The organism is Paraburkholderia caribensis, from assembly GCF_002902945.1.
In the GTDB taxonomy this organism is placed as follows: domain Bacteria; phylum Pseudomonadota; class Gammaproteobacteria; order Burkholderiales; family Burkholderiaceae; genus Paraburkholderia; species Paraburkholderia caribensis.
Genome location: NZ_CP026102.1, coordinates 2136444 through 2162864, shown reverse-complemented (window position 1 = coordinate 2162864; position 26421 = coordinate 2136444). Strand labels below are relative to the sequence as shown.

26 protein-coding genes and 1 pseudogene are annotated in these 26421 nt (G+C 63.7%); 16 read left to right on the top strand and 11 right to left on the bottom strand.

The genetic code is table 11. The annotated features are described in order from the left end of the window. Positions 1-211 precede the first annotated feature (211 nt). The 4 genes and pseudogenes from C2L66_RS41835 to C2L66_RS26295 form a co-directional block, all read right to left on the bottom strand. Positions 212-875: pseudogene (locus C2L66_RS41835) on the bottom strand (YeeE/YedE thiosulfate transporter family protein); the annotation flags it as partial. A gap of 101 nt (positions 876-976) precedes the next feature. Further along, on the bottom strand, positions 977-1786 hold the full coding sequence (locus C2L66_RS26305) for a 2OG-Fe(II) oxygenase (protein ID WP_082434000.1): 810 nt from the start codon (positions 1784-1786) through the stop codon (positions 977-979). An 85-nt stretch (positions 1787-1871) separates the two neighbouring features. Beyond that, a complete protein-coding gene (locus C2L66_RS26300) occupies positions 1872-2414 on the bottom strand; it encodes a GNAT family N-acetyltransferase (RefSeq protein WP_054933769.1) in 543 nt (180 codons plus the stop codon). A gap of 9 nt (positions 2415-2423) precedes the next feature. After that, positions 2424-3293 (bottom strand): MmyB family transcriptional regulator, encoded by an 870-nt coding sequence (locus C2L66_RS26295; RefSeq protein ID WP_457920650.1) that lies wholly within the window; start codon positions 3291-3293, stop codon positions 2424-2426. Positions 3294-3422: 129 nt separating this feature from the next. Here C2L66_RS26295 and C2L66_RS26290 point away from each other — a divergent pair, with 129 nt between their 5' ends. The 5 genes from C2L66_RS26290 to C2L66_RS26270 all read left to right on the top strand — a co-directional run bounded on the left by C2L66_RS26290 (position 3423) and on the right by C2L66_RS26270 (position 6632). Continuing rightward, entirely contained in the window at positions 3423-3677 is a 255-nt protein-coding gene (locus C2L66_RS26290; RefSeq protein ID WP_007585681.1) for a hypothetical protein, read from the top strand. Positions 3678-3873: 196 nt separating this feature from the next. Then, on the top strand, positions 3874-4242 hold the full coding sequence (locus C2L66_RS26285) for a nuclear transport factor 2 family protein (RefSeq protein ID WP_060605545.1): 369 nt from the start codon (positions 3874-3876) through the stop codon (positions 4240-4242). A gap of 42 nt (positions 4243-4284) precedes the next feature. Beyond that, a complete protein-coding gene (locus C2L66_RS26280) occupies positions 4285-4524 on the top strand; it encodes a hypothetical protein (protein WP_060605549.1) in 240 nt (79 codons plus the stop codon). 89 nt (positions 4525-4613) lie between these two features. Beyond that, positions 4614-4943, top strand: a complete 330-nt coding sequence (locus C2L66_RS26275) for a hypothetical protein (RefSeq protein WP_233444982.1) — start codon at positions 4614-4616, stop codon at positions 4941-4943. 126 nt (positions 4944-5069) lie between these two features. Beyond that, positions 5070-6632 (top strand): tetratricopeptide repeat protein, encoded by a 1563-nt coding sequence (locus C2L66_RS26270; protein ID WP_060605555.1) that lies wholly within the window; start codon positions 5070-5072, stop codon positions 6630-6632. Between the two features lie 81 nt (positions 6633-6713). On the opposite strand, the gene C2L66_RS26265 is transcribed toward C2L66_RS26270, so the two are convergent. From C2L66_RS26265 to C2L66_RS26255, 3 genes are all read right to left on the bottom strand, one after another. Continuing rightward, positions 6714-7121: an Hsp20/alpha crystallin family protein gene (locus tag C2L66_RS26265; protein WP_060605557.1), complete on the bottom strand. Its 408-nt coding sequence runs from the start codon at positions 7119-7121 to the stop codon at positions 6714-6716. A 16-nt stretch (positions 7122-7137) separates the two neighbouring features. After that, positions 7138-7578, bottom strand: coding sequence for an Hsp20/alpha crystallin family protein (locus C2L66_RS26260; RefSeq protein ID WP_060605560.1), 441 nt, complete (start codon positions 7576-7578; stop codon positions 7138-7140). 323 nt (positions 7579-7901) lie between these two features. Next, positions 7902-8684: a DUF72 domain-containing protein gene (locus tag C2L66_RS26255; protein WP_409372606.1), complete on the bottom strand. Its 783-nt coding sequence runs from the start codon at positions 8682-8684 to the stop codon at positions 7902-7904. Positions 8685-8986: 302 nt separating this feature from the next. Here C2L66_RS26255 and deoC point away from each other — a divergent pair, with 302 nt between their 5' ends. From deoC to C2L66_RS26215, 8 genes are all read left to right on the top strand, one after another. Beyond that, on the top strand, positions 8987-9997 hold the full coding sequence (gene deoC / locus C2L66_RS26250; RefSeq protein WP_054933783.1) for a deoxyribose-phosphate aldolase: 1011 nt from the start codon (positions 8987-8989) through the stop codon (positions 9995-9997). A gap of 13 nt (positions 9998-10010) precedes the next feature. Then, the gene (locus tag C2L66_RS26245; protein WP_060607159.1) at positions 10011-12410 is read left to right on the top strand and encodes an aldehyde dehydrogenase family protein; all 2400 of its coding nucleotides are present in this window, start codon (positions 10011-10013) and stop codon (positions 12408-12410) included. A 69-nt stretch (positions 12411-12479) separates the two neighbouring features. Further along, a complete protein-coding gene (locus tag C2L66_RS26240) occupies positions 12480-12944 on the top strand; it encodes an RbsD/FucU family protein (RefSeq protein WP_054933778.1) in 465 nt (154 codons plus the stop codon). Between the two features lie 2 nt (positions 12945-12946). Beyond that, positions 12947-13906: a ribokinase gene (gene rbsK, locus C2L66_RS26235; RefSeq protein ID WP_054933785.1), complete on the top strand. Its 960-nt coding sequence runs from the start codon at positions 12947-12949 to the stop codon at positions 13904-13906. A gap of 50 nt (positions 13907-13956) precedes the next feature. Then, entirely contained in the window at positions 13957-14976 is a 1020-nt protein-coding gene (locus tag C2L66_RS26230) for an ABC transporter permease (RefSeq protein WP_054933779.1), read from the top strand. Positions 14977-15085: 109 nt separating this feature from the next. Beyond that, complete coding sequence (locus C2L66_RS26225) at positions 15086-16090, top strand: autoinducer 2 ABC transporter substrate-binding protein (RefSeq protein ID WP_035996855.1); 1005 nt, start codon at positions 15086-15088, stop codon at positions 16088-16090. A 79-nt stretch (positions 16091-16169) separates the two neighbouring features. Further along, positions 16170-17702 (top strand): sugar ABC transporter ATP-binding protein, encoded by a 1533-nt coding sequence (locus C2L66_RS26220; protein ID WP_054933780.1) that lies wholly within the window; start codon positions 16170-16172, stop codon positions 17700-17702. 1 nt (position 17703) lies between these two features. After that, on the top strand, positions 17704-18750 hold the full coding sequence (locus tag C2L66_RS26215; protein ID WP_054933781.1) for an ABC transporter permease: 1047 nt from the start codon (positions 17704-17706) through the stop codon (positions 18748-18750). An 837-nt stretch (positions 18751-19587) separates the two neighbouring features. Here the strand turns inward: C2L66_RS26215 and C2L66_RS26210 are convergent. Continuing rightward, positions 19588-20319, bottom strand: a complete 732-nt coding sequence (locus C2L66_RS26210; protein WP_054933786.1) for a DeoR/GlpR family DNA-binding transcription regulator — start codon at positions 20317-20319, stop codon at positions 19588-19590. Between the two features lie 255 nt (positions 20320-20574). Here C2L66_RS26210 and C2L66_RS26205 point away from each other — a divergent pair, with 255 nt between their 5' ends. Next, a complete protein-coding gene (locus C2L66_RS26205) occupies positions 20575-21012 on the top strand; it encodes a DoxX family protein (protein ID WP_054933787.1) in 438 nt (145 codons plus the stop codon). Positions 21013-21157: 145 nt separating this feature from the next. Further along, positions 21158-21430, top strand: a complete 273-nt coding sequence (locus C2L66_RS26200; protein ID WP_054933788.1) for a hypothetical protein — start codon at positions 21158-21160, stop codon at positions 21428-21430. A gap of 93 nt (positions 21431-21523) precedes the next feature. Here the strand turns inward: C2L66_RS26200 and C2L66_RS26195 are convergent, their stop codons facing one another. Beyond that, entirely contained in the window at positions 21524-23041 is a 1518-nt protein-coding gene (locus C2L66_RS26195; protein WP_060605563.1) for an MFS transporter, read from the bottom strand. Between the two features lie 88 nt (positions 23042-23129). Continuing rightward, on the bottom strand, positions 23130-24437 hold the full coding sequence (locus tag C2L66_RS26190; protein WP_060605565.1) for an MFS transporter: 1308 nt from the start codon (positions 24435-24437) through the stop codon (positions 23130-23132). A gap of 264 nt (positions 24438-24701) precedes the next feature. Between C2L66_RS26190 and C2L66_RS26185 the strand changes: the two genes are divergently transcribed. After that, positions 24702-25427 (top strand): response regulator transcription factor, encoded by a 726-nt coding sequence (locus tag C2L66_RS26185; RefSeq protein ID WP_054933790.1) that lies wholly within the window; start codon positions 24702-24704, stop codon positions 25425-25427. A gap of 73 nt (positions 25428-25500) precedes the next feature. Here C2L66_RS26185 and C2L66_RS26180 read toward each other — a convergent pair whose 3' ends face one another. After that, on the bottom strand, positions 25501-26406 hold the full coding sequence (locus C2L66_RS26180; protein WP_054933791.1) for a dihydrodipicolinate synthase family protein: 906 nt from the start codon (positions 26404-26406) through the stop codon (positions 25501-25503). Positions 26407-26421 lie beyond the last annotated feature (15 nt).

The window sequence follows — 26421 nt, the reverse complement described above, 5'->3', positions numbered from 1 at the left end:
CGATTTACGCCTGCAACCTGGCTTATGCTAAAATCATATAAGTTCAGAAAGCCGGTAGAAAGAAAACAAAAAAGCGCCAGGTAAAAAATACGCTGCGGGTTAGCGGCTCGGGGATAACCCGAGATGTAACGAAAAGACGTTACAAACTGGGAAGGAAATGTAACGGGTTGGCGCTGAACTTGTTACAGGGACGGTCGGAGTTTGTAACGCGTCAGCAGCCCGTTTGGCGGATTTGCTCGACTTCCAGGCCGAAAGGGGACGCAGGCGGGTGCCGATTGCGTTGCGGCAAACGCGGCGACGTGCCACCACCAGCCATGCAGGCTGCCTGACACGTCCGGACTGAAATACGCGCCCCACCTTCCAACCGCAGGCCAGCCGGGCGCCGTAGCCGGGCATCAGGCCGCCCACGACGGCGGCGACGAGGGGGTCGCATGGGCACGCGCCAGACGGGCGCCTGGCAGCCCGCTAGAGCGGCCGCAGCCATCGCGCCGCGCACATTGCCCGCATCCATTACGTTCGTTACATCGCGTGTAACGGACGATGCGAGGGCGGTGGCATTCGTGTGAGAACTCCAGTAAGGCCAACCGGCGACGTCGTTGCCCGCCAGCGCGAAGAGCTTCGCGCCCCACAGTGCAAACGCCGAAGTCACGCCCCACGGACGGCCCGACAGGGCGAGCGTCGCAAAGTCGAGCAGCGCGAGCGCCACGGCCCCGCGAACAGCGGCCACGGTCCGTGCAGCCACGGCGACGCACTGCCGTTGCGCGGCGCATCGCCGACGAGGTGCCCGTGACGGCGTCTCTCGATCACGGCCGTCAGCGCAGCAGCCGCCGCGAAGACGGCGAGAGATTGACCGCGATCGCCCAGCGGGCGCCCAGCACGTCATGACGGAGGATGCGGGGCGTCGCGCGCTTGCTGGCTCGATGCCGGGGCGGGCGGTCCGCAGCGCCTTCGATGCCGCACTGCGGAGTCGTAAGACCTATTTTGCGTCGTGGAAAATCACCCCCAGCGTATGCCGATGCCCCGACCGCAGCCGGCTCACGCCATGCCGCATGTTCACGCGATACGCGCCGCGCGCGCCCTGCACGGGCCGGTGATGCACGGCGAAGATCACGGCATCGCCCTTGCGCAGCGGCACGACCTCCGCGCGCGACTGCATGCGCGGACGCTGCTCCGTCAGGACGAACTCGCCGCCCGTGAAATCCTTGCCCGGTTCGGACAGCAGGATCGCGAGCTGCAAGGGAAAAACGTGCTCGCCATACAGGTCCTGATGCAGGCAGTTGTAATCGCCAGCCGTGTATTGAAGCATCAGCGGCGTGGGGCGCAATTGCCCCGCCTGATGACAGCGGCGCAGGAAGGCGGCGAGTGTCGGCGGAAAGCGCACGTCGATACGCATGGCTTCGTTCCAGGCATTCGCGAGCGGCGCGAGATGCGGATAGACGGCTGTGCGCAACGCGCCGACCACGTCGGGCAGCGGATAGTCGAAGTATTTGTACTCGCCGCGCCCGAAGCCATGCCGCGCCATCGCGATGCGGCTGCGGTAAAGATCGTCGCGAGGGTAGAGCGCGCTCAGCGCGTCGCATGCTTCGGCGCTCAGCAGGTTGTCCAGCATGGCGCAGCCTTGCGCGTCCAGTTCGGCCGCGATACGGCGCCAGTCGATCGCGTCGACGCGCCGCTCGACAAACTGCGGCGTGGCGATCGTGGGCACGGACTGCCGCTGGCGTTTGCGCGGCTTTTCGTCTGCGTCGCCGAACAGCGTGGACTGGTGGTCGAATGCGAAATCCTGCATGAGCGGCTCCGTCGCGTCTTCCGCGTTGTCGATACCACTCAGTCTACGCACGCGTCAGCGCTCACACATCCCGGCGTTTGCTATCTCATTCGTTTCGGCTTTCGACGAAGCGCACCATCAGGTCGGCGTCGTGAAAGATGCCGTCGATGCACAGCGCATCCGGCTCGGTGCCGTACACCCGAAAGCCGAGCGATTCGTACAGCGCACGCGCCGACCGGTTTGCGCTCGTCACGTTCAGCGCGATCTGCCGCAAGCCGTCGATCTGCCCCGCACGCTCGAGCAACTCCGTCAGCAGCGCACGTCCCACGCCGCGTCCGGCGGCTTTGTCGGCGACATACATGCCGAGCACGTGGCCCTTGTGCCGGTGCTTGTGCCCCACGTCGCGCCGCAGCCCGACTGTGCCGAGCAGCGCGCCATCCGTCGGGCAAAACGCGCCCAGCAGAAAGTTGCCCAATGCGGCGCCCGCGCCGGACAGCATCGCGTCGTGTTGCGACGGGCCAAGCTCGACGGCCTCCTCATAGCTTTGCCCGAACGCGGCGGGGTGGGTTTTCAGGCCACGCAGACGCAGCGCGAAAAACGCATCGCGGTCGGCGGTTTCCAGTTGGCGGATCGAGATGTCTTCGTGCATGCGCGCTCCTCAGTCGCTCGCGGCGTCCGACGACGCGCGCGTATCCGCGAATCTGCGCAGCGCGTCGGCCGTTTGCGGATCGGCGGGGAAGAAGGCTTCGATCGCGAGTTCCGACAGCGTGACGTCGACGGGCGTGCCGAACACGGTTGTGGTGCTGAAGAACGACAGCACCCCAAGTCCGGTGCGCAGGCGCAGCGGTACGGCGATCTGTTCAAGCGGCGTCGCGGGGGTGTCGTCGGCAGGTTCGGCGTCGGGCGGCGTCGGGTAGGCGGCCAGTTCGTCGTAGAGCGCGGCGAGCGTCGGATCGGCGCTGACGTCGACCTGGCGCTGCAGGCGCGACAGCAGATGCGTGCGCCACGCATGCCAGTTGGCAATCTGCGACGCGATGCCGTCCGGATGCATCGACAGGCGCAGCGCGTTGACGGGCGCTTCGAGCAGCGCGGGAGTCGCCGACGTCAGCAGCGGCGCGAGCGCGCTGTTCGCGGCGACGATCGTCCAGTGCCGGTCGATGGCGACAGCGGGATACGGCTCGTGGCCCTTCAGCACGAGATCGATCGCTTCGCGCGCCGCGCCCAGTTGCGGGTCGCTCAATTGCCGTTCGCGGTAGAGCGGGGCATAGCCCGCTGCGACCAGCAGCGCATTGCGCGCCCGCAGCGGCACGTCGAGCCGTTCGGCGAGATGCATGACCATTTCGCGGCTCGGCAGCGCGCGGCCCGATTCGACGAAGCTCAGGTGGCGCGTCGAGATCTCGGCTTCGGAGGCGAGCAGCAACTGGCTCATCCGGCGCCGCTGACGCCAGTCGCGCAGCATGTCGCCGACCGTGCGGCTCATCGAAGGGGCGCCCGAGGGCGCGGGCAGGGTGGCAGTGAGCGTGTTCATGGCGTCGATGATAGCCAAACCCTGGCGCAATTCCATTACCTTGGAGGTAAAGCGTCGCCGCACGCAGGATCGCCGGCGCAGCCAAACGCGCTCATACTGAAGTCCCTTGCGACCGTTCCGGAGGCGAACATGTGGGACAAGATCGAGCACAACGGCCAGGAAGTCTGGGTGCTTCCCGTCACGGCCTATGGGCCGCCCGTGCCGGAGACCTTGTGGCACTACGTCGGCTATGTATGCCATCACGGCGCCGACGCGCATCTTGCGGGGCAAAGCCGCCGCTTCCAGGAACTCGTCGCGACTTTCCACAGCGAAGAGGAAGCGCGCGAAGCCGGGTATGACGCAGGCCGGCGGCTCGCCGATCAGATCAGCACCGCGAACGCCTAGCGCGCGTACGCTCAAACCACGCCGCATCTCTTTCCTTCCGGCACCTGCCCGCTGTGAAGCGGCAGGTGCCGCCGGATCATTACCTCCCGCGTAATCGACTCACGTACGTTCATCGACGAATCTTCAGTCCGAGGCCGCCGCAAACAGGCAATACGCGGCGGACTTCTCGACCATTCACCCACTGAAGGAATCCCTGATGAACGCGCATACCGCACTGATCGACCGTTACTTCGACGCCTGGAACGAAACCGATGCCGGCCGCCGCCGCGAGCTGATTTCGGCGACCTGGGCGAGCGATGCCGCTTACCTCGATCCGCTTCTGTCCGGCAACGGGCACGACGGCATCGACGCGATGATCCGCGCCGTCCATGAACGCTTTGCGCATCACACGTTTCGCCGCACGACGGAAGTCGACGGCTTTGCGGATCGCCTGCGCTTCTCGTGGGAATTGCTGACGCCCTCGGGCGTTTCGATCGTGAAGGGCTCCGACTTCGGCATCGTCGAACCGGGCGGCCGGTTGCAGTCCGTCACCGGCTTTCTCGACGAAGCGCCCGGCGCAGCCTGACGCATAAACGGCCGTCCCACATACCAAGACAGGAGATCGATCATGCATGAGCCCGCCGTCCGCTTGAACGCCGATGCGTATGCGCGCGTCCAGGGGGCAATCGATGCGGCATCGGGTGCCATCGCCGGATTCGCGCTGCTCGCAGGCGCCCGCGCATTCACGTTCATCGCGCTCGTCGCGTGGCGTGAGCCGGTACTCGGCGGCGCGGGGCTCATGCTGCTCGCGCTGGTCGGCTGGCTCAGATGGTGTTTGTGTCCGAATATGTCAGCGGCGAACCGTTGACGTCGTTGTTCGTCCTGACTAAAGTCCTGCGCAAGCGTAATGCAGATGTCGGATTCGAATTTCAACAAGACCTCGGGGAACGCAAGACCATGCAAACGACGAACAACATCGGAACGATCGGCACGGGCAGCACGAATAGCGCGGCTGCCCGCAGTTCCGGCGCGCAAGCGGGCAACAAACCGAGCTTCAAGGAACTGCTCGATCAACTGACCGATTACACCAAAGGCTCGACGGGCGAACGAATCGAAAAGATGATTCTCGCGAAGCTCGGCATCACGGAAGAAGACCTGAAGAAGATGTCGCCGGAAGAGCGCGAAAAAGTCATGCAGAAAGTCCGCGACCTGATAAAGAAAGAACTCGAAGCGCAGAAGCAACTCGAGGAAATGCAGAAGGACCATAAGATCCGCGTGTCAGTTTGACGACACCGCACGCTACGGCGTGACAGCAGCGGAAAGACGCTAAAGCCAAGGCAAGGCGAGGGGCTCGCGTACAATCGACCTCTTCGTCCCCGGGCGCGACGCGGCGTTGCGCCGAACCGCTGCATCATGAATCACGATATCGCCCAAAGCCTCGCTGACGCGCAGCAGAAGTTCACCGCTGGCCAATACGACGAAGCGGCAGCGCTGCTGCACGGCATTCTGTCGATCGATCCAGACCACAACGAAACACTCGAAGCGCTCGGCTACGTCGCGGCGAAGCAGGGCGATTACGCGCGCGCCGCCGATTACGCGACGCGCGCCGCGCGGCCAGCTTCGACGAACCCGCAGCAGCTTCATTTTGCCGCGCATATCTGTCAGCTCGCGGGGCGTCATGCCGACGCCATCGCGCTCTACGAGCGCGTGCTTGCCGCATATCCCGATCACGCCGAATCGCTGCATGGCGCGGCGATGTCGCTCGTTGCGACGGGCGAGCACGAACGCGCGCTGCAACGTCTCGCGCGCCTCGCCCAGCGCTATCCGCAATCGGCCGAAGTGCACTACAACCGTGGCACGCTGCTCGGGCAGATGGAGCGCTATGACGAAGAACTCGCCGCGTATCGCCAGGCGATTGCGTTGAAGCCCAATTTCGTGCGCGCATACGTGAATCTGGGCGTCGCGTTGCGCGATCTGCATCGTTTCGACGAAGCGTTGCAGCAGTTCAGGAAGGCCGTGTCGATCGATGCGAACGACGCCGGCGCCCGCACCAATCGCGCCCAGACCAATCTGCTGCTAGGCGAGTTCGAGCACGGCTGGCGCGAATACGAATGGCGCTGGCTCGACGGCACGATGCGTCACGGTTTGCCCGACACGACGCTGTGGACGGGCAAGCAGCCGCTCAATGGCAAGACGGTGTTCGTGCATGGCGAGCAGGGTTTCGGCGACACGGTGCAGTTCATCCGTTTCGTCGGGCGTCTGGGTGCGATGGGTGCGCGCGTTATCGTGCGGGTTCAGGATGCGTTGCTGCCGCTGTTGCGCGGCTATCCCGGCGCGGCTGAAGTGATCGGCGAAAGCGCGCCGTTGCCCGCGTTCGACTACCATATCCCGATGCTCAGTCTCGCGTTCGCGCTGAAGCTACGCGAAGCCGATCTGGCCACGGAAAGCCCCTACATTCATGCTGATTCGCAACTGGCCGGGCAATGGGCTGACGTATTCGCGCAAGACGATGCAAGGCCGCGCGTGGGTATCGTATGGTCGGGCAGCCGCACGCATCTGAACGACCGCAACCGGTCGATTCCGCTCGCGCAGTGCATGCCGCTGTTCGATGCGAACGCGCAGTTCGTGTCGCTGGTGAAGGATGTGCGCGAGAGCGATCGCGCGTGTCTCGATGCAAACGTGGCGCGCGGCGTGTTGCGCGATGTGTCCGACCGGTTGACGAGTTTCGCCGAGACAGCCGCGCTGATCGCGCAACTCGATCTCGTGATCGCCGTCGACACAGCCGTTGCACATGTTGCGGGCGCACTCGGCAAGCCCGTGTGGATCGCGTTGCCGTTCACACCCGACTGGCGCTGGCAACTGAAGCGCGACGACAGTCCGTGGTATCCGCACATGCGCCTGTTCCGTCAGTCGAAGCGCAACGACTGGAGCGACGTGATCGCGAGCTTGCGATCCGCGCTGAATCGACCGGCATAGCGCGCCGCTGGTTCGTTGCACGCAGACAAAAAAGGAGCACGCCGCAATGTCGGGTGCTCCTTTTTCACATCGATGAAACGCTTAGCCGAGTTTCACTTCGATTCGCCGCGGCTGCGCCTGTTCGCGGCGCGGAATGACGAGCTTCAGTACGCCGTCTTTCAGATTGGCTTCGATCTTCGACGTGTCGAAGTCGTCGCTGATCGAAAAGCGCCGCGCGAAGAAGGGCGCGCGCACTTCCGCATGCGAGAGCCGCACATTCGATGCCGCCGGGACCACGGATTCGCCTTCGATGGTCAGGCTGCCGTCGTGCACGCGGATGTCGAGCTTGTCCTTCGATACGCCGGGCAGATCCGCCCATAGCGTCACCGCCTTGCTGTCCTCGACGATATCGACGGGCGGCGTCAGCGTGACGCGGCGTTCCTGCTGGCGCGCGCCGTTGCGGCTTACCGCGCTCTCGTCGCGCTGGGTCATTTGAGTATTGTCGCTCATGATCTTTTCCTCGCCCTTATTGAACCGTGATTGCGCGCGGCTTCGACGCTTCGCGCTTGCCGACCGTGATCAGCAGACAACCGTCTACATAACGTGCCTGCACATTGTCGGGATCGGCCTGTTGCGGCAGTTCGACGACACGGCGGAACGCGCCGTTGAAGCGTTCCTGTGCATAGGCCCGCGCGCCTTCTTCCTGCGCCGGGCGTGCCGCCGCGCGCTCGCCTGCGATGGTCAGCAAGCCCTTGTCGATCGACAGTTCCAGCTTCGACGGATCGATGCCGGGTGCGAACGCGACGATCTCGATGGCTTCGTCGGTCGTGCCGATGTTGAGGCTCGGGAATGTGCCGGCGCGGCTCGAACGCAGGCTCGAAGGGAAGCCGTTGAACACGCTCGACATGTGCCGCTGCAAGCGGTCGAGTTCGTTGAACACATCGGTTCCGAAGTACAAGTCACTCATGGTCGCTCTCTCCTCTGAGCGGCGAGGCGCGCCGGCCTGAGTGTGCCGGTTTGCCTGTCATGCCGCGACGAACGAATGGATACACGCAGCGCCGTCATGTCGATGCAGCGGCTGCCCTGGTGACTCGATAGATAGGAAGCCTGCGCAAACTTTCAAGTGCAATTTCTGCAAAAAACGGCGCCTTGAAATGAGGTCAGGCGGCCTCATATCGGTGGATTCATGCGGCGCGTCCCGTTTTTTTCATCTGCTCGAGACGTGTCTTGAGCCGCGCCGCATCAAAAGGCGCTTCCACTTTCTTGTCATTGTCGAAATAGACGAATACGTCACGCGAGCGGCGCGGCGGCGCGACGATCGAAGCGCACCGCGTCGCGCGGTTCGCTACCGCGTGCCCATGCGTCGACACGGGCGGCGAAGCGGTCGAGCGCCGCGTTGGTGTACGCGCCGCCGTACAACGTTTCGCTGCCGTGCAGGCGCATGTAAATGAAGTCGCTCGTCACGTCCTCGCCATAGGGCCAGCCCGCGACGGCGTCCGACACGACGAGCGCCGCCTTGTGCTTGCGAAGCAACGCGACGAATTCCGGCACGCAAAAGCTCGGATGACGGATTTCGACTGCGTGCCGCAAGCGCCTGTTCGTTTCCACCGCGAACCACGGCTGTTTCACGCGGCCATCGTGCTGAAGCGCGAGTTTCGCGGCGGAATCGAAGTCTTGCGGCAGCAGCGCGAGGAATCGTTCGAACAGGTCGGGCTCGAATGGAAAGTTCGGTGGAAACTGCCAGAGGAAGGGGCCGAGCTTGTCGCGTAGCGCCAATACGCCGGACGCAAAGAAGTTTGCGATCGCCGGCAGTGCGGTCTCGTCGCGAAAGCGCAGCATGTGCGTGAGATAACGAGGGCCTTTGACGCTGAACGTGAAGCCGTCGGGCGTCGCCTCATACCACGACAGATAACTGCCGATGCTTTGCAGCGAGTAGTGCGAGCCGTTGATCTCGATGGTGTCGACGGCGCGCGACGCGAATTCGAGTTCGCGCCTGTGCGCCAGTCCCTGCGGATAGAACACGCCGCGCCAGCCATCGTAGCGCCAACCCGAAATACCGATCTTCACGTTCATGTGCGTGTCCCCCGCCCGTCACCCCGACCCTGACGGCTTGCCGCAAGCGCCGTTCCAACGGTTGTGACGCCGCTTACCCCGGTCACCTCCCGTCACACCCTGGTGAAAACACCGATGCGCGCTGCCGGCTACGAACAAAGCCTTACTGGACAAGACTTTCGCACGTGTGCGCCGGGCCTGCCGCGTTCGTGAGTGCTGGAAACGATCGTAACGAAGCTTGTTAGAATCCTCTCAAGCGATGTACGATGCATGCAAATAAACCATCAGCCGTTGCGGTGCATTGCACAAACTTGCGGATGTCCATGCCTGAAGCTCCTACCCAGTCCTCGTCGGTCGTCGCGCTGCGGCGCGCGGCCCACGTTCATCCCGCCCGTAACCCGGGCGTGCCTTTCGATCTCGCGTGGCTCGACGGGTTGCGCGTCAACCAGTCGGCTGTCGAGCGGCGCACGGCGACGCTCGGCACCCGCCGCACCGTCAAGAAAGATGCGCAGGCCGCATGGCTGCTGAAAGCCGTCACCTGCATCGACCTCACGACGCTCAACGGCGACGACACGGAAGGCCGCGTGCGGCGTCTGTGCGCGAAAGCGAGACAGCCGGTGCGCGCCGACATTCTGGCGGCGCTCGGCGTGCCGCCGCATACCATCACGACGGGCGCCGTGTGCGTGTATCACCGCTACGTCGCGGCTGCCGTCGATGCGCTATCGGGCAGCGGCATTCCTGTTGCGGCGGTATCGACGGGTTTTCCGGCGGGCCTGATTCCGCATCCGCTGAAGCTGAAGGAAATCGAGGCATCGGTGGCTGACGGTGCTCGGGAAATCGACATCGTCGTCACGCGCGAGCACGTGCTGACAGGCAACTGGCAGGCGCTGTACGACGAAGTGCGCGAGTTCCGCGCCGCATGCGGCGAAGCGCATCTGAAAGCGATTCTCGCGACGGGCGATATCCAGACGCTGTCGAACGTTGCGCGGGCATCGATGATCTGCATGATGGCGGGCGCCGATTTCATCAAGACGTCGACGGGCAAGGAGGGTGTCAACGCGACGCTCGACGTGTCGCTCGTGATGGCGCGCATGATCCGCGAATACCAGGCGCGCACGGGCATCCTGATTGGCTTCAAGCCGGCGGGCGGCGTGTCGAACGCCAAGACGGCGCTGCTGTATCAGATCCTGATGAAAGAAGAACTGGGCCGCGCGTGGCTCGAACCCGAACTGTTCCGCTTCGGCGCTTCCAGTCTTCTCGCCGATATCGAACGCCAGCTCGAGCATTACGCGACTGGCCGCTATTCCGCCTTCAACCGCCACCCTGTTGCCTGAGCAGATCGATCCCATGAGCGTAGCCGAGTATTTTTCATCAATGGAGTACGGTCCCGCACCCGAGGACGATCAGCCTGCGCGCGCCTGGCTTGCGCAGCATGACGCGACATTTGGCCATTTCGTCGACGGCGGATGGCGCGCGCCCGCAGCAGGCGAGCGTTTCGCGTCGCACGAACCGGCCACTGGCGGGTTGCTCGCGCACATCGCGCAAGGCGACGCAGCGGATGTGGACGCCGCCGTTGCCGCTGCGCGGGCCGCTCAGCCGGGCTGGCTCGCGCTGGGCGGCGCGGGCCGCGCGCGTCATCTGTATGCGCTGTCGCGAATGGTGCAGCGTCACAGCCGCCTGTTCGCCGTGCTCGAAGCGCTCGACAACGGCAAGCCGATACGCGAAACGCGCGACATCGATATCCCTCTGGTAGCAAGGCACTTTCTGCATCACGCGGGCTGGGCGCAACTGCAGGACAGCGAGTTCAAGGACTTCGCGCCGCTCGGCGTGATCGGCCAGATCGTGCCGTGGAATTTCCCGCTGCTGATGCTCGCATGGAAGATCGCGCCCGCTATCGCCACGGGCAATTGCGTCGTGCTGAAGCCGGCCGAATACACGCCGCTGACGGCGCTGCTGTTCGCCGAACTCGCGCACCGCGCGGGCTTGCCGAAGGGCGTGCTGAACGTGGTGACGGGGGACGGACGCACGGGCGCCGCGCTGGTCGAACATGCGGGCGTCGACAAGATCGCGTTCACGGGCTCGACGGAAGTGGGCCGCCTGATCCGCGCGGCAACGGCGGGCACGGGCAAGTCATTGACGCTGGAATTGGGCGGCAAGTCGCCGTTCATCGTGTTCGACGATGCCGATCTCGACGGTGCTGTCGAAGGCGTGGTCGACGCGATCTGGTTCAACCAGGGGCAGGTGTGCTGCGCGGGCTCGCGTCTGCTCGTGCAGGAAGGCGTCGCTGCGCGCTTCATCGACAAGCTCAAGCGCCGCATGGCGACGCTGCGCGTCGGCCCGTCGCTCGACAAGAGCATCGATATCGGCGCGATTGTCGATAAGGTGCAACTGGAGCGCATTGACTCACTGGTCGAAGCGGGCCGTCTGGAAGGTTGCGAAATCTATCAGTCGACGCAAACCACGGTGCCCGCGGGCGGCTGCTTCTATCCGCCGACGCTCGTCACGGGCGTCGCGCCCGCCTCGACGCTGGCGCAGGAAGAAATCTTCGGCCCCGTGCTCGTGACGATGACGTTCCGCACGCCCGACGAAGCCGTCGCGCTCGCGAACAACACGCGCTACGGACTCGCCGCAAGCATCTGGAGCGAGACGATCGGCCGCGCGCTCGATATCGCGCCGCGCCTCGCGTGCGGCGTGGTGTGGGTCAACGCGACGAACCTGTTCGACGCGGCCGTCGGCTTCGGCGGCTATCGCGAGTCGGGCTACGGACGCGAAGGCGGCCGCGAAGGCATCTACGAATATGTGAAGCCGAAGGCATGGCTCGCGCTCGGTGAGCGTCGCCCGGTGCATCGCGTGACGGAGGTGTCGGCGCAAGCGCATGAGTTTGAACAAACGGCCGATGTGCTGGCGATCGACCGCACGGCCAAGCTCTTTATCGGCGGCAAGCAGGCGCGGCCGGACAGCGGCTACACGCTGCCCGTCTACGGCGCCGATGGCGCGCTCGTCGGCGAAGTGGGCGAGGGCAATCGCAAGGACATCCGCAATGCCGTCGCGGCGGCGCGTGGCGCGCAGAAGTGGTCGCAGGCCACCGCGCACAACCGCGCACAGGTGATCTATTACCTCGCTGAAAATCTTGCGGTGCGCGCGCATGAATTCGTGCATCAACTGGTGAAGCGAACGGGCGCTAGCGTTGCGCAAGCGCGCCGCGAAGTGGATGCGTCGGTGACGCGGCTCTTCACGTATGCCGCGTGGGCCGACAAATTCGACGGCGCGGTGCATGCGCCGCCGCTGCGCGGCGTCGCGCTCGCGATGAACGAGCCGCTCGGCGTGATCGGCATTGCGTGCCCGGATGAAGCGCCGTTGCTGTCTTTCATTTCGCTGATTGCCCCTGCGCTCGCGATGGGAAATCGTGTGGTTGCCTTGCCGAGTTCGTCGAGTCCGCTTACAGTGACCGACTTCTATCAGATTGTGGAGACGTCGGACGTGCCCGCGGGCGTGCTCAACATTGTGACGGGCGAACGCGATGCGCTGCTGCCGGCGCTCGCGAAGCACGACGATGTCGATGCGCTGTGGTGCTTCGGCTCCGCGAAAGATTCGGCGCTTGCCGAACGCGAGTCGGTGGGCAACCTGAAGCGCACGTTCGTCGACCATGGCCGTGCGTTCGACTGGTTCGACACATCGAGCGAAGGCCCGGCGTTTCTGCGCCATGCAACACAAGTCAAGAACATCTGGATACCGTATGGCGACTGATCGCTTTCTGATCGCCTGACAGGGCATGACAGAACGATAGCGCGCCAACCGAATAACGGAGGAGACAACGTGCTGAAGAATCTGGACCCGCTGTTGAACGCCGATGTGCTGCACGCGCTGCGCGCGATGGGCCACGGTGACGAAGTGGTGATTTGCGACGCGAACTTTCCTGGCGACTCGGTCGCGCGGGAGTCCGTGACGGGCAAACTGCTGCGGCTCGACGGCGTCGATGCGCCGCGCGCGATTCGCGCGCTGCTGTCGGTGCTGCCGCTCGATACGTTCGTCGACGATCCCGCCTCGCGCATGGAAGTGGTCGGCGAGCCGAACACGCTTCCCGCCGTGCAGCGCGAAGCGCAAGCCGAAGTGAACGAGGCGGAAGGGCGCGACGTGCCGTTCGTCGGCATCGAGCGCTTTGCGTTCTATGCACGCGCGAAGAAAGCCTACTGCGTGATCGCCACGGGCGAAACGCGCGGCTACGGCTGCTTCATCTTCAAGAAGGGCGTGCTGCTCGCGCCCGACGCACCAAAGGCATGACGATGGCGACGCAACAGAAAGAAGGCCGCGTCGTCATTCTCGGCATCTATGTGACGGATCTCACGTTTCGCGCGGACCGCATGCCGTTGATCGGCGAAACGATCGCGGGCAATGCGTTCAAGATGGGCCCGGGCGGCAAGGGCTCGAACCAGGCCGTCGCGGCGGCGCGTGCGGGCGCCGACGTAGTTTTCTGCACGCGCATCGGCAACGACGCGTTCGGCCAGATCGCGCGGGCCACCTGGGACGTCGAGGGCATTACGTCGCGTGCGTCGGTGATCGACGGCGCATCGACGGGCGCAGCGCACATTTTCGTCGACGACACCACCGGCAAGAACGCGATCATCGTCGCGTCCGGCGCGGCAGCGACGATGAATGCAGGCGACGTCGACGCGATCGAAGCGGATATCGCCTCGGCGCGCGTGTTCGTCACCCAACTCGAACAGCCGGTCGGCGCTGCGAAGCATGGCCTCGAAGTCGCGCGCAAGCATGGCGTGACGACCGTGTTCAATCCCGCGCCCGCGTTGCCGCTCGACGACAGCATCTTCCCGCTGTGCGACTACATCACGCCGAACGAAACGGAGACGACCGCGCTGACGGGCATCGAGGTCGGCAATGTGGACGATGCGCGCCGTGCCGCTGACGTGCTGCTGAAGAAAGGCGTGCGCAATGTGATCGTGACGCTCGGCGAAGCGGGCGCGTTGCTGCATTCGGCGGAGCAATCGGTGTTCGTGCCCGCGTTCCAGTGTGGACGCGTGGTTGAAACAGCAGGCGCGGGCGATGGCTTCACGGGCGGCTTCGCGGCAGCGCTTGCGCGCGGCGCGGATGCCGTCGAGGCAACGCGCTTCGGCTGCGCGCTGGCGGGCATTTCGGTGACGCGGCCCGGCACCGCGCCTTCGATGCCCACGCTCGCCGAAGTCAACGACGTGCTGGCCCAGGCCGGTCATCCCGTTTCAACGCATTGAGCGCGTGCGCCGCCCGGTGCGGCGCGCGGCATGAAGGAGTTCGTTTCGACATGAAGTCCTCGCTTTCCTCCGGCCTGTTCCGCGACCGGCAACTGAACTTTCTGCTAGCGGTGAACGTGCTCGTCGTGCTCGCCGCGACATGGATCTCGCACGGTCAGTTCGTCTCGCTCGACAACCTGCAGTCGATGGGCGGCCAGTTGCCCGAACTCGGGCTGCTCGCGCTCGGCATCATGCTGTCGATGGTGTCGGGCAACGGCGGCATCGACCTGTCGGGCGTCGGGCTCGCGAACCTGTCGGGAATGGTCGCGGCGCTGGTCGTGCCGAAGTTCATCAGCGGCGACGATGCGCCGATGCTCTATACGGGCGTGTTCTGCGCGATCGTCGTGTGCATGGGCGCCATTGGCGGGCTCGTGAACGGCATCGTGATCGCACGTTTGCGCCTCACGCCGATTCTCTGCACGCTCGGCACACAGTTGCTGTTCACGGGTTGTGCCGTCGTGTTGAGCAATGGCGCGTCGGTGCACGTCGATTATGTCGAGCCGTTGTCGGATATCGGCAATGGCACGTGGTTCCAGGTGCCCGTGTCGTTCGTGATCTTCATTGCGGCGGTCGTCGTGCTCGGCTGGCTGCTGCGGCGCAGCCCGTTCGGCCTGCGTCTGTATCTGATGGGCACGAACCCGAAGGCGGCGTTCTACACGGGCATTCCGCGCGCGCGGATGCTGATTCTCACGTACATGATGTGCGGCATCCTCGCATCGCTCGCGGGGCTGATAAGCGTCACGCACACGTCGAGTGCGAAGTGGGACTACGGCAATTCGTATCTGCTGATCGCGATCCTGATTGCCGTGATGGGCGGCGTGAATCCGGCGGGCGGTTATGGCCGCATCGTCTGCGTGTTCTTCGCGGCGACGGTGCTGCAGTTTCTGTCGAGCTTCTTCAATCTGCTCGGCGTGTCGCAGTTTTTCGGCGATTGCGCGTGGGGTTTCCTGCTGCTCGCGTCACTCGCATTTGCGGGCGGCGAGCGCGTGCGCGCGATCTTCGGTTTCGCGCAGCCGAATCAAAGGCGCTAGCGTTGCAGCGATAGTTTCAGCGGACATCGGGGCCCTGGATTTCCGCGTGCATATGAAGGGGCGACACTAACTCAATGACCAGATCACTAAAGGCAACGGAGACAAACACATGAAACTGACCCGACTGAGCGCCGCCCTTGCAACCGGCGCACTCGCCCTCGGCGTGATCGCCGCCGCGCAGGCCGCAACCAACGAAACGATCGTCACGGTCGTCAAGGTAACGGGCATCAACTGGTTCAACCGGATGGACGAAGGCGTCAAGGAGTTCGCGAAGGACAACCCCGGCGTGCAGGCGTATCAGACAGGCCCGGGCCGCGCCGATGCCGCGCAGCAACTGAAGATCATCGAAGACCTGATCGCGAAGAAAGTGACGGCCATCGCCGTCGTTCCGTACGATCCGCCCACGCTCGAACCCGCGCTGAAAAAGGCGATGGATCGCGGCATCAAGGTCGTCACGCATGAAGCGGACAACGCGAAGAACACGATGGTCGACATCGAGGCCTTCGACAACTCCGCATACGGCGCGGGCCTGAACGAGCGTCTCGCATCGTGCATGCATCAGGACGGCAAGTGGGCCGTGCTGGTCGGCTCGCTCGGCAGCCGCTCGCAGGTGCAATGGGCCGACGGCGGCATCAACAACGCGAAGGCCAAGTATCCGAAGTTGAATCTCGTCGAGCCGAAGCTCGAAACGAATAACGACGGCGAGAAAGCGTATGAAGTCGCGAAGGAAGTGCTGCGCAAGCATCCCGACCTGAAGGGCTTCCAGGGTTCGTCGTCGCTGGATGTGATCGGCATTGGCCGCGCGGTTGAAGAGGCGGGCATGCAAGGCAAGATCTGCGTGTACGGCACGGGCCTGCCGACGGAAGCGGGCAAGTTCCTCGAAAGCGGTGCGGTGAACGGCATCGCGTTCTGGGACCCGAAGCTGGCCGGTCTCGCGATGAACAAGGTCGCGCAGATGCTGGTCGACGGCAAGACCGTGCAGAACGGCGCCGACCTCGGCATTCCGGGCTATACGAAGGTGACGGTCGAGAAGGGTCCGGGCAAGGGCATCATCGTGCGCGGCCAGGGCTGGGTGAACGTCGACAAGACGAACTACAAGCAATACAACTTCTGATCGCGGCATCACCGCGTGCGGGCTTTCGCGAGCGAGCGCCCGCACGCTTCGACATTCATCTGGAGCACGGCTTTTCAGCATGAATCAAAACGTTTCCTCCACGCCGTTCCTGCAGGTGGTCGGCGTACACAAGCGGTTCACGGGCGTGCATGCATTGCGCGGCGTGAGCCTGTCATTCGAGCGCGGGCAGATTTATCACCTGCTCGGCGAAAACGGCTGCGGCAAGAGCACGCTCATCAAGATCATCTCCGGCGCGCAGCCGCCCGATGAAGGTGAACTGATCATCGAAGGCGTTTCGCATGCGCGGCTGTCGGCACTCGAATCGCTGGCGGCAGGCATCGAGACGGTCTATCAGGACCTGTCGCTGCTGCCGAACATGAGCGTCGCCGAAAACGTCGCGCTGACGTCGGAGCTTGCCGAACACAATGGTCGCCTCACGCGTACCTTCGATCGCAAGGCGCTCGCGCGCACCGCGGCGAAAGCGCTCGAAGCCGTAGGTCTGCCGGGCGACGCCGGATTCCAGTCGACGCTGATCGAACAGTTGCCGCTCGCGACGCGGCAACTCGTGGCGATCGCGCGTGCGATTGCGAGCGAAGCGAAGTTCGTCATCATGGACGAGCCGACCACGTCGCTGACGCAAAAAGAAGTGGACAACCTGATCGCCGTGCTCGCGAATCTGCGCGCGCAGGGCGTGACGGTGCTGTTCGTGAGTCACAAGCTCGACGAGTGCTATGCGATCGGCGGCGAAGTGATCGTGCTGCGTGACGGCCAGAAGATGGCGCAAGGCCCGATCGCCGATTACACGAAAACGCAGATCAGCGAGCTGATGACAGGCCGTCATCTGTCGAGCGAGCGGTATCGTGAAGGCGAAGTCGGCAAGGAAGTCGTGCTCGACGTGAAGGGCTTCACGCGCGGCGCGCAGTTCCGCGATGTGTCGTTCGCACTGCATCGTGGTGAGATTCTCGGCGTCACGGGACTGCTCGATTCGGGCCGCAACGAACTGGCGCGCGCGCTGGCGGGTGTCGCGCCGGCCGAGAGCGGCACGGTCACGCTCGAAGGCAGGCACGTGGTGTTGCGCACGCCAGCGCACGCGAAGGATCATCGGATCGGCTATGTTCCCGAAGATCGCCTGAACGAAGGGCTCTTTCTCGACAAGCCGATTCGCGACAACGTGATCACGGCGATGATTTCGAGCTTGCGCGACCGCTTTGGACAGATCGACCGTGCGCGCGCGCAGCAGCTTGCCGAGCAGACGGTGAAGGACTTGCAGATTGCGACGCCTGGTGTCGACAAGCCGGTGCAGTCGCTGTCGGGCGGCAACCAGCAGCGCGTGCTGATTGGCCGCTGGCTGGCGATCGATCCGCGCGTGCTGATTCTGCACGGGCCGACTGTCGGCGTGGATGTGGGCTCGAAGGACATCATTTATCGGATCATGCAGAAGCTGTCGCAGCGTGGCATTGGCATCATTCTGATCAGCGATGACCTGCCCGAGCTGCTGCAGAACTGCGATCGCATTCTGATGATGAAGAAAGGCCGCGTGGCGAATCAGTATCGCGCGGATCAGTTGAACGAAGCGGAGCTTTATCACGCTTTGCTGTCAGAGGCTGCATAAAATGTCGTCTATCATGGACCGGACCGTGACTACCCCCAACGTCGTCGAAATCGCGCCCGAGGTGAAGCCGCCCACGTGGCGCGCGAAGCTCTCGCGCAACCCGGAGTGGTTCACGGCGGCGCTGATCGTCGTGACGTGCGTGATCGTTGGCGCGATCAATCCGCGCTTCTTTCAGCTTGCGACGCTGTTCGATCTGTTGCATTCGGCGACGACGATGTCGCTGTTCGCGCTGGGGACGCTCGTTGTGCTCGCGTCGGGCGGTATTGACGTGTCGTTCACGGCGATTGGCGCGCTCACCATGTATGCGATTACCAAGGCTGTGTTTGCCTGGTGGCCGGATGCGCCGTTTGCGTTGATTCTTGTTGTTGGCGCGGTGGGCGGTATTGTGCTTGGCGTGATCAATGGCTTGCTGGTGCATCGGCTGAAGGCGCCTTCGCTGATCGTGACGATCGGCACGCAGTATCTGTATCGCGGGATTTTGCTGACGTTTATCGGCACGACGTTCTTTATGAACATTCCGCACAGCATGGATCATTTTGGGCGTATTCCGCTGTTCTTTTATCACACGGCGGACGGGCTGCGGGCGGTGTTGCCTGCGTCTGTGCTGGCGCTCGTGATTGCTGCTGTTGTCACGTGGTGGTTGCTTAATCGCACGATGATGGGGCGCGGTGTGTATGCCATGGGTGGCAGTCTTGCCATTGCCGAGCGGCTTGGCTATAACCTGCGGGCTATTCATCTTTTTGTGTTCGGTTATACGGGGATGCTTGCGGGTATTGCAGGCATTCTGCATGTGTCGAATAACCGGCTCGCGAATCCTTTTGATCTTGTCGGTACTGAACTCGATGTGATCGCTGCGGTGATTTTGGGCGGGGCCCGGATTACCGGTGGGACGGGGACTGTAGTTGGCACGCTGCTTGGGGTCGTGCTTGTTACGCTCATTAATAGCGTGCTTATTCTGGTTGGGGTGCCTAGTACCTGGCAGAAGGTTATTATCGGGGCGTTTATCTTGATTGCTGGGACGTTGTTTGCTTTGCAGCGGAAGGGGTAAGGGGTTTCTTTTGTCTGCGACGCTGGGTGGTTTGCTTGTTGTTTTTGCTGGTATCCGCGATTTGCCTTTGCTTTGCGCTGGCATCCGCGAATTGTTAGCGTGCTTCATGCGTCGCCCCTGTGCGGGGCGGCACCTACTTTTCTTTGCCGCCGCAAAGAAAAGTAGGCAAAAGAAAGCGGCTCACACCGCCAGCTCTTCTTCTTGCCTGAGGGCCCCCAAAGGTTCTTACACTTCACACGGCAATCACGTGACCCACGTTTGTTGCCAACGCTTTAAATGAGCGCCTCACCCGCTTCACACACTTGCGTTTCAGCATGCCACGCCAGATAGTCCACGGCCGCCCAGGTGGCAAACTGTGTGTCGGCCCTCGGTGCTCCACACGCCTCACTCCAGACCGATTGCGCACGCGCCCCACCCGGTAAGAGCGTCAAGCCATACGACGCGACAACCTACACACAGTTTGCCACCTGGGCGGCGCATACCATTCGCTGCCGCTGGCTCATGTACGGGTGTTTGAAGTGGGTGAGGCGTTCATTCGAAGCGTTGGCAACGGGCACTACCCAGGGCACGGACGTGTGAAGTGTGGGGATGTTGGGGGCCCGTGGACAAACGTCAAGAATTGGCGGTGTGAGCCGCTTTCTTTTGCCTACTTTTCTTTGCGGCGGCAAAGAAAAGTAGGTGCCGCCCCGCACAGGGGCGACGCTTGAAGCGAGCTAACGTAACGCGGATGCCAGCGCAAAGGCCAACACACCGAACGGCATCGCCTGGCCCCACAAATGCTCTACCGCGAAATGCCAGCGCAGAAACAAAACCACCCCCAGCACCGCAGACAAAAAACTACCCCTTCCGCCTGACAGTAACCTGCTGCCCCTTCTCAGTAATAATCGAAGCAAACTCCTCGACCTTCGAGAACCGAACCGCCTTAACCACACCAAACTTGCTGCTATCAACCACGAGATGACTCTCGACAGCCGCCGCCATCGCGGCCTGTTTCAGCGCGACTTCATGAAAATTCCAGCACGTCACACCGTGCGCATCATCAACCCCACCGGCGGAAATAAACGCCTTGTTGATCCCCATGCGCCGAAGTACCTCGATGCTTTCTTCGCCTGAAAACGAATCCGACGACGGCACATAAACACCGCCCAGAAGAATCATCCGCACATTCGGCTTGCGCCGCAAAATCTCCGCAACGTTCAGCGAATAGCAGACAATCGTCACATGCAGATCGTTGGGAATCAGCCGCGCCAGCGTAGTAAGCGTCGTACCACAATCGATAAACAGCGTCTCGTTGTTCCCAATCAGCTTCGCCGCTACCGCCGACGCCTCCGCCTTCGCCTGCGCGAAATGGTCCTTTTCCTGTTCCAGCGAATAGCCAGCCGTGTTCGGCACGTCCGTCGCGCTGACGATATACCCGCCCAAATACGTAAAGTGCTCCGGGCTCGCGGCAATGTCCCGGCGTACCGTCATCTCCGATACGCCCAGTAACGTCGCCGCGTCGCGCAGGCGCATCACGCTCTGTTTGGCCAGCGCATCGGCGAGCATGCGCAGACGTTCAGTTTTCAGCATGGGGATGGTCTCTTCAACGCACGTTCAGCGAAGATGGTGCGTTAGATTTCGTTCGATTTCCTGAGAAGATTATAACAAGCTCGCGCCCGCATCGGCTGATGAATTTGCGAGCCGATTAGAAATCAGAGTGCGTCAGATTTAGCCTATGTCGATTGCTTGGAAAAGCGGGGCATACCACTTATTCTGACTTGAGCGCCCGGGAACTGATGATGTGTCGCCCGGTCTTCTGCTTAATTCAAATCAGGAGCCACATCCATGACGCGTCCCGTCGATTCCGGCGTAATTCTTCTTGCCCGCCTCGCGCTTGCCCTGCTGTTCCTCTGGGGCGGCGTGATGAAGCTGCTTGGCTATGCGGGCTTCGTCGGTTATCTGCATTCGAAGGGCGTGCCGTTCGTGCAGATTGCCGCGCCGATTGCGACGGCCGTCGAACTGCTCGGCGGACTCTTCCTCGTGGTTGGCTTCAGAATCCGCGCACTCGGCCTGTTCATGGCCGCCTACACGATCGCGACAGCCGTTCTCGGACACGACTTCTGGAATATCACCGACGCCGCCTTGCAGCGCGACATGATCATTCATTTCTGGAAGAACGTCGGCATTGCGGGCGGATTCCTGCTGCTGTTCGTGACGGGCGCAGGACGCTTCAGCATCGACGGCGCGCGTGCGCCGCGCGGGGGGCTGGGCAGCAGCCTGTGATCGTTGCGCTCGCTGCGCCGGAGCGGCATAAAAACGGCACGAAAGCGGAAATAAGCGCGCCTTCCGTTGCGAGGCTTTCGCAAGAGCGGGCATCATTCGTGCACTATGCAAAGCTGCAAGCCAATTCGACTAAAAGGAGCACGCGATGATTCAAGCTTTTGACCAGACGATCAACGGCACGGTCATGCAATTTTGCGCGAGCCTCGGCGAAGGGCCGACGCCGCATCGCGTGATCATCAGCCGGGCCGATACGGCCGAAACGCTCGTGATCCTCGATGCAGCCGGATTGATCAGTTCGATCAAGGCGGAGATCGAACAGCCGGAGACACTCGTCGCCGACGCGATCCGCAAGGTGCAGGGCGAAGGGCTCATAGAAAAGGCGCTCGATACGGGCGCGATTCAGGAAACGACGCTGTAACCTCTGCTGCCGTTCCACCATTGCAACACCCACGATGCCGCGTGCAGCGTGGGTGTTGCGCTTTTGGCGGGTCATGCGTGTGTCATGCGTGCGTCATTCGCTGGCGTTCGCAGGCCGTGCGGCGTTGCGGCCAGCGCGCGCCCGGTCGTGCGCGTGCGGCTCGGGGTGCACGAGACAGGCGAGCCCGAGTGCGCACAACAGAATGCACGACGAGATCAGCGTCGACGATCTGAGCCCGGCTACCACCTGCGCTGCGCCCGCCGCATCCGCCGCGCTCGCACTCGCGAGCGCGCCGAACGCCGCCACGCCGACCGCGCCGCCTGCCTGGCGCGCCGTGTTCAGCACCGCCGATGCCGTGCCGGCGCGATTCACGTCGACGCAAGCGAGCACGGCTGTGGTCATCGCCGGGACGGCGAGTCCCATGCCGGACGGGATCAGCAGAAACGGCACCAGCAGCGTCCAGAGCGGCGAGGCGGCTTGCGCGAAGTGCAGCAGGCCGTAGCCGAGGGCAGCCGTGATCGCGCCCGCGATCATCGGCACCCGTGCGCCGAAGCGCCCGACCACCCAGCCGCTCGCCACGTTCGACACCAGGAATCCGCCCGTCAGCGGCAGGAACGCGAGACCGGCCTGCAACGCCGTCTCGCCGCGCGCATGCTGCAGATAAAGACTCAGCACGAACACGACGCCGTAGTAAGTCAGATTCACGCAGATGCCGAACAGCACAGCCGCGCTGAAAGTGCGGTTGCCGAAGAACGTGAGCGGCAGCATCGGCGTATCGACGCACCGCTCGGTGACGACGAACGCGACGGTCGCGATCAGCGCAAGCACGAAGCTGCCATAAACGAGCGGATGCGCGGGTCCGAGCGGCCGCCACTCGATCACGGCGCCCGTGAAAGCCGTCAGCGCGACGACCGCGAGCAGTTGGCCGACGGGATCGATGCCGCGCGCGGTCGAAGTCGTAGCGGACTTGCCGGGCGCCTTACCCGTCGAGGCCGTTCGCGGACGCGGCACCCAGGCGAACGTCGCCGCCAGCCCCAATGCGCAGATGGGCAGATTCACCAGAAAGATCGCGCGCCAGCCGAACGCGGCGATCAGCAGTCCGCCGATCACCGGGCCCGCCGCAATCGCGATCGCGCCTGCTGCCGTCCACAGGCCGACGGCGCGGGCCCGCAGCTTCGGATCGTGGCTGCATGCCTCGTTGAGCAACGCGAGCGAATTGGGCAGCATCGCCGCCGCGCCCATCCCTTGCACGGCGCGCGCGGCGACGAGCAGGGCGGGGCCCGATGCGAGCCCGCAGGCGAGCGACGCCGCCGCGAACAGCGCGATACCGCAGGCGAACATCCGGCGCGCGCCGAAGCGGTCGCCCAGCACGCCCGCCGACAGCATCAGCACCGCGAACGCGAGCGTGTAGGCATCGACGATCCATTGCAGGCCCGTGACGTCCGCATGCAGATCCGCGCCGATCTTCGCGAGCGCGATGTTGACGATGGTCACGTCGAGTTGCGTGACGACGAAGCCGACGCTGACCGTCGCGACGATGCGCGCGAGCGCCGGCGTGAAGCGGGGTACGGGAGAAGTATTCATGCGTCGATGATCGGGCGGCCCCGCCATGCGACGTTTCGGACCGGCATGAAGTGTCGATGCGACGACCGGTCCAGAAGGGCAAGTGACGTGCCCGCGCACGCCACTTGAAACAGCCTTATTGCGCGGCGTCCCGCTTCACGAAGCACGCGGTCAGCGCGCCGATCACGCACAGCGCGCCGACGTAAAGCGCGGGCGCCATCGGATTCGACTTCAGCATCAGCGAAACGACGATCGGCGTCAGGCCGCCGAACACCGCGTACGCGACGTTGTACGAGAACGAGATGCCCGAGAAGCGCACCACGGGCGGGAACGCGTTGACCATCACGAAGGGCACCGCGCCGATCACGCCGACGAACAGGCCCGCGATTGCGTACAGCGGCACGAGCATCGCGCTGTCGACGGCGAGTTGCTGGAACAGCACGTAATAAGCGATGCCGAGCCCCACGCAGCCGGCGAAAATCGTGCGGCCCGCGCCGAAGCGCCCGGCGAGCGAGCCCGCCGGCACGCAGCCGATCGTCAGGAACAGCGTCGCGATGCTGTTGGCGAACAGTGCCGTTGCCGGCGCGATGTGAAACTGCTTTTGCAGCAGCGTCGGCGTCATCAGGATCACGACGACGATCGCGGCCGACAGCATCCACGTGAGCAGCATCGACACGATCACGGCGCGGCCGTGATCGCGCAGCACCGCCTTCAGCGGAATTTCCGCCGCCAGCGACTTGCGCTGCTTCATTTCGGCGAACACGGGCGTCTCGTGCAGCCAGCGGCGCAGATACACAGAAAAAAGACCGAACACGCCGCCGAGCAGGAACGGGATGCGCCAGGCGAAATCGGCGATGTCAGCGGGTGCGAAGTGGCGGTTCACGGCCGACGCAACCAGCGAGCCGAGCAGGATGCCCGCCGTCAGGCCCGCCGTCAGCGTGCCGCATGCATAGCCGACGTGGCGCTGCGGCACGTGCTCGGAGACGAACACCCACGCGCCCGGCACTTCGCCGCCGACGGCCGCGCCCTGCATCACGCGGAACAGGAGCAGCAGCACGGGCGCCATGATGCCGATGCTCGCGTAGGTGGGCAGCACGCCCATCAGCAGCGTCGGCAGCGACATCAGCAGCACGCTCAGCGTGAACATGCGCTTGCGGCCGAGCAGGTCGCCGAAGTGCGCCATGATGATGCCGCCCAGCGGCCGCGCCAGATAACCGGCGGCGAAGATGCCGAAGGTTTGCAGCTGGCGCAGCCAGTCGGGAATCGACTGCGGGAAGAACAGCTGTCCGATCGCCGGAGCGAAGAACACGAAGATGATGAAGTCGTAAAACTCGAGCGCGCCGCCGAGCGCGGCGAGGCTGAGCGTCTTGTAGTCGTGGCGGGTCAAGGGGCGCGCGTGCGCGCTGTCCCTGGCGTGTGGTCTACCCAGTTCTGTTGCTTGCATTGCCTGTCGTTGTATGAATAGAAGAGCCGCGCGTTGGGCGCGGAGTACGGCGGTCGTCAGGCGGGAAGTGCGACAGTGCGGGGTAGCGCACGGGACACGGCACACCGGTCCGGATAGGGCGGCGTGATGACGATTTTGGCCAGCCCGCGATTTTACAGTATGTAATTTGTAGCAAAACCTTTGCAAATTCAGACAAGTCTTATGGGCTTAACGGTATAGCGTGAACAGAATCGCGTTCCTGGACCAATTGTCGGGGACTCATCCATGCGTATCGCCATTCTTCAACGTGACCTCGTGCAGGGTAAGTTGCTGGAAAAAATCATTGTTCAGGCTGGCCACAGTTGCGTCGTGTACGACGACGGCCTGACGCTCTCCAAGGTGCTCGCCCGTTCGACGGTCGATCTGCTGATTCTCGACTGGCACGCGCTGCGTCTGTCGGGCACGGATGTGCTCAAGGCCGTGCGCTCGGTAGGCGGCGAGCGCATGCCCGTGATGTTCGCTTCGGCAGATAGCTCGGAAGAAAACGTCGTGCGCGCGTTCGTGCTGGGTGCCGACGACTACGCCACACTGCCCGTGCGGCATGCCGAGTTTCGCGAGCGCCTGTCGGCGCTGCTGCGGCGCGCGTATCCGGAACGCTACGGCAAGGACAGTTTCGACGTCGGGCCGTATCACTTCGACACCCGCCGCCAACTGGTCACGCTGCGCGGCGCGCCCGTGCAGTTGTCGGGCACGCAGTACCGGCTGGCCTCGCTGTTCTTTTCGAACATCGGTCGCGTGCTGTCGCGCGATCACATCTTCGCGATGGTCTGGGGCCGCGAGTTCCGCGAGGTGACACGTACGATCGACAGTCACGTGTCGCGCCTGCGCACGCTGCTGGAAATCGAGCCGCACAACGATTTCCGTCTGCAGCCCGTGTACAAGAGCGGCTATCGCCTGCTGCATCTGCGCACGAACGAAGTCGCCGCTGTGCCGCATGCGGAAGCGGCCTGAGTGGATTTGAGCGGTTCTGGCGGCGGCTGCCTGTGGAAGGCAGCCGCCGCTTTTTTATGTTCCCCGCGTTCGCTTACAGCTTCGGCAGAGATGGACGCGTTTCAATCGAGCGGCGGATCAGCGTTTCGACGGCCTTGCGCTCTTCACCGGCGAGCGGCAGGCGCGGCGGGCGCACCGGCTCCGTGCCGAGGCCGACAATCGCTTCCGCCAGCTTGATGTTCTGCACGAGCTTGGCCGACACATCGAGCGCGAGCAACGGTGCGAACCAGCGATAAATCGCGCGCGCCTCTTCCAGCCGTCCCGCCTTCAGCAACCTGTAGATCGCGACCGTCTCGTGCGGGAACGCGCACACCAGCCCCGCGACCCAGCCGTGCGCGCCCATCAGGATCGCTTCCATTGCCAGATTGTCGACGCCGCACAGAATCGCGTAGCGGTCGCCGACGGCGTTGATGAGATCCGTCACGCGCCGTACGTCGCCACACGATTCCTTGATCGCGACGATCTTCTTCTCGTCGGCGATTTCGGCGAACATCTCCGGCGTCATGTCGACGCCATACGCGAGCGGATTGTTGTAGATCATCAGCGGCAGCGGGCTGGCGTCGGCGACCATGCGGAAGTGATTCAGCGTCTCGCGGCGGTCCGACAGATAGCGCAGGCCAGGCAGCACCATATAGCCCGCTGCGCCGCGCTTCGCGCCCGCTTCGGCCTGTCGGCAGCCGTCGAGCGTGCTGTTTTCGGCGATCGTCAGCAGCACGGGCACGCGGCCGCGCGATGCCTCGACGGCCACGTCGAGGACCTGCAGCTTTTCGTCGAGGGAAAGCGTGGACGCTTCGCCGAGCGAGCCGCACACGATGATCCCGTCGACACCCGCTTCGATCTGCGCCTCGATATTCTTGCCGGTCCACGCGCGGTCTATGCTGAAATCCGCGTTGAACTTGGTGGTGACTGCGGGCAATACGCCTTCCCAGATATGCGCCACGACTGCTCTCCTGAA

Excerpts from the sequence above, each read along its gene's own strand:
- C2L66_RS26305 (WP_082434000.1), bottom strand. The coding sequence starts at position 1,786 with ATGCAGGATTTCGCATTCGACCACCAGTCCACGCTGTTCGGCGACGCA.
- C2L66_RS26300 (WP_054933769.1), bottom strand. The coding sequence starts at position 2,414 with ATGCACGAAGACATCTCGATCCGCCAACTGGAAACCGCCGACCGCGAT.
- C2L66_RS26295 (WP_457920650.1), bottom strand. The coding sequence starts at position 3,293 with ATGAACACGCTCACTGCCACCCTGCCCGCGCCCTCGGGCGCCCCTTCG.
- C2L66_RS26290 (WP_007585681.1), top strand. The coding sequence starts at position 3,423 with ATGTGGGACAAGATCGAGCACAACGGCCAGGAAGTCTGGGTGCTTCCC.
- C2L66_RS26285 (WP_060605545.1), top strand. The coding sequence starts at position 3,874 with ATGAACGCGCATACCGCACTGATCGACCGTTACTTCGACGCCTGGAAC.
- C2L66_RS26280 (WP_060605549.1), top strand. The coding sequence starts at position 4,285 with ATGCATGAGCCCGCCGTCCGCTTGAACGCCGATGCGTATGCGCGCGTC.
- C2L66_RS26275 (WP_233444982.1), top strand. The coding sequence starts at position 4,614 with ATGCAAACGACGAACAACATCGGAACGATCGGCACGGGCAGCACGAAT.
- C2L66_RS26270 (WP_060605555.1), top strand. The coding sequence starts at position 5,070 with ATGAATCACGATATCGCCCAAAGCCTCGCTGACGCGCAGCAGAAGTTC.
- C2L66_RS26265 (WP_060605557.1), bottom strand. The coding sequence starts at position 7,121 with ATGAGCGACAATACTCAAATGACCCAGCGCGACGAGAGCGCGGTAAGC.
- C2L66_RS26260 (WP_060605560.1), bottom strand. The coding sequence starts at position 7,578 with ATGAGTGACTTGTACTTCGGAACCGATGTGTTCAACGAACTCGACCGC.
- C2L66_RS26255 (WP_409372606.1), bottom strand. The coding sequence starts at position 8,684 with ATGAACGTGAAGATCGGTATTTCGGGTTGGCGCTACGATGGCTGGCGC.
- deoC (WP_054933783.1), top strand. The coding sequence starts at position 8,987 with ATGCCTGAAGCTCCTACCCAGTCCTCGTCGGTCGTCGCGCTGCGGCGC.
- C2L66_RS26245 (WP_060607159.1), top strand. The coding sequence starts at position 10,011 with ATGAGCGTAGCCGAGTATTTTTCATCAATGGAGTACGGTCCCGCACCC.
- rbsK (WP_054933785.1), top strand. The coding sequence starts at position 12,947 with ATGGCGACGCAACAGAAAGAAGGCCGCGTCGTCATTCTCGGCATCTAT.
- C2L66_RS26230 (WP_054933779.1), top strand. The coding sequence starts at position 13,957 with ATGAAGTCCTCGCTTTCCTCCGGCCTGTTCCGCGACCGGCAACTGAAC.
- C2L66_RS26225 (WP_035996855.1), top strand. The coding sequence starts at position 15,086 with ATGAAACTGACCCGACTGAGCGCCGCCCTTGCAACCGGCGCACTCGCC.
- C2L66_RS26220 (WP_054933780.1), top strand. The coding sequence starts at position 16,170 with ATGAATCAAAACGTTTCCTCCACGCCGTTCCTGCAGGTGGTCGGCGTA.
- C2L66_RS26215 (WP_054933781.1), top strand. The coding sequence starts at position 17,704 with ATGTCGTCTATCATGGACCGGACCGTGACTACCCCCAACGTCGTCGAA.
- C2L66_RS26210 (WP_054933786.1), bottom strand. The coding sequence starts at position 20,319 with ATGCTGAAAACTGAACGTCTGCGCATGCTCGCCGATGCGCTGGCCAAA.
- C2L66_RS26205 (WP_054933787.1), top strand. The coding sequence starts at position 20,575 with ATGACGCGTCCCGTCGATTCCGGCGTAATTCTTCTTGCCCGCCTCGCG.
- C2L66_RS26200 (WP_054933788.1), top strand. The coding sequence starts at position 21,158 with ATGATTCAAGCTTTTGACCAGACGATCAACGGCACGGTCATGCAATTT.
- C2L66_RS26195 (WP_060605563.1), bottom strand. The coding sequence starts at position 23,041 with ATGGCGGGGCCGCCCGATCATCGACGCATGAATACTTCTCCCGTACCC.
- C2L66_RS26190 (WP_060605565.1), bottom strand. The coding sequence starts at position 24,437 with ATGCAAGCAACAGAACTGGGTAGACCACACGCCAGGGACAGCGCGCAC.
- C2L66_RS26185 (WP_054933790.1), top strand. The coding sequence starts at position 24,702 with ATGCGTATCGCCATTCTTCAACGTGACCTCGTGCAGGGTAAGTTGCTG.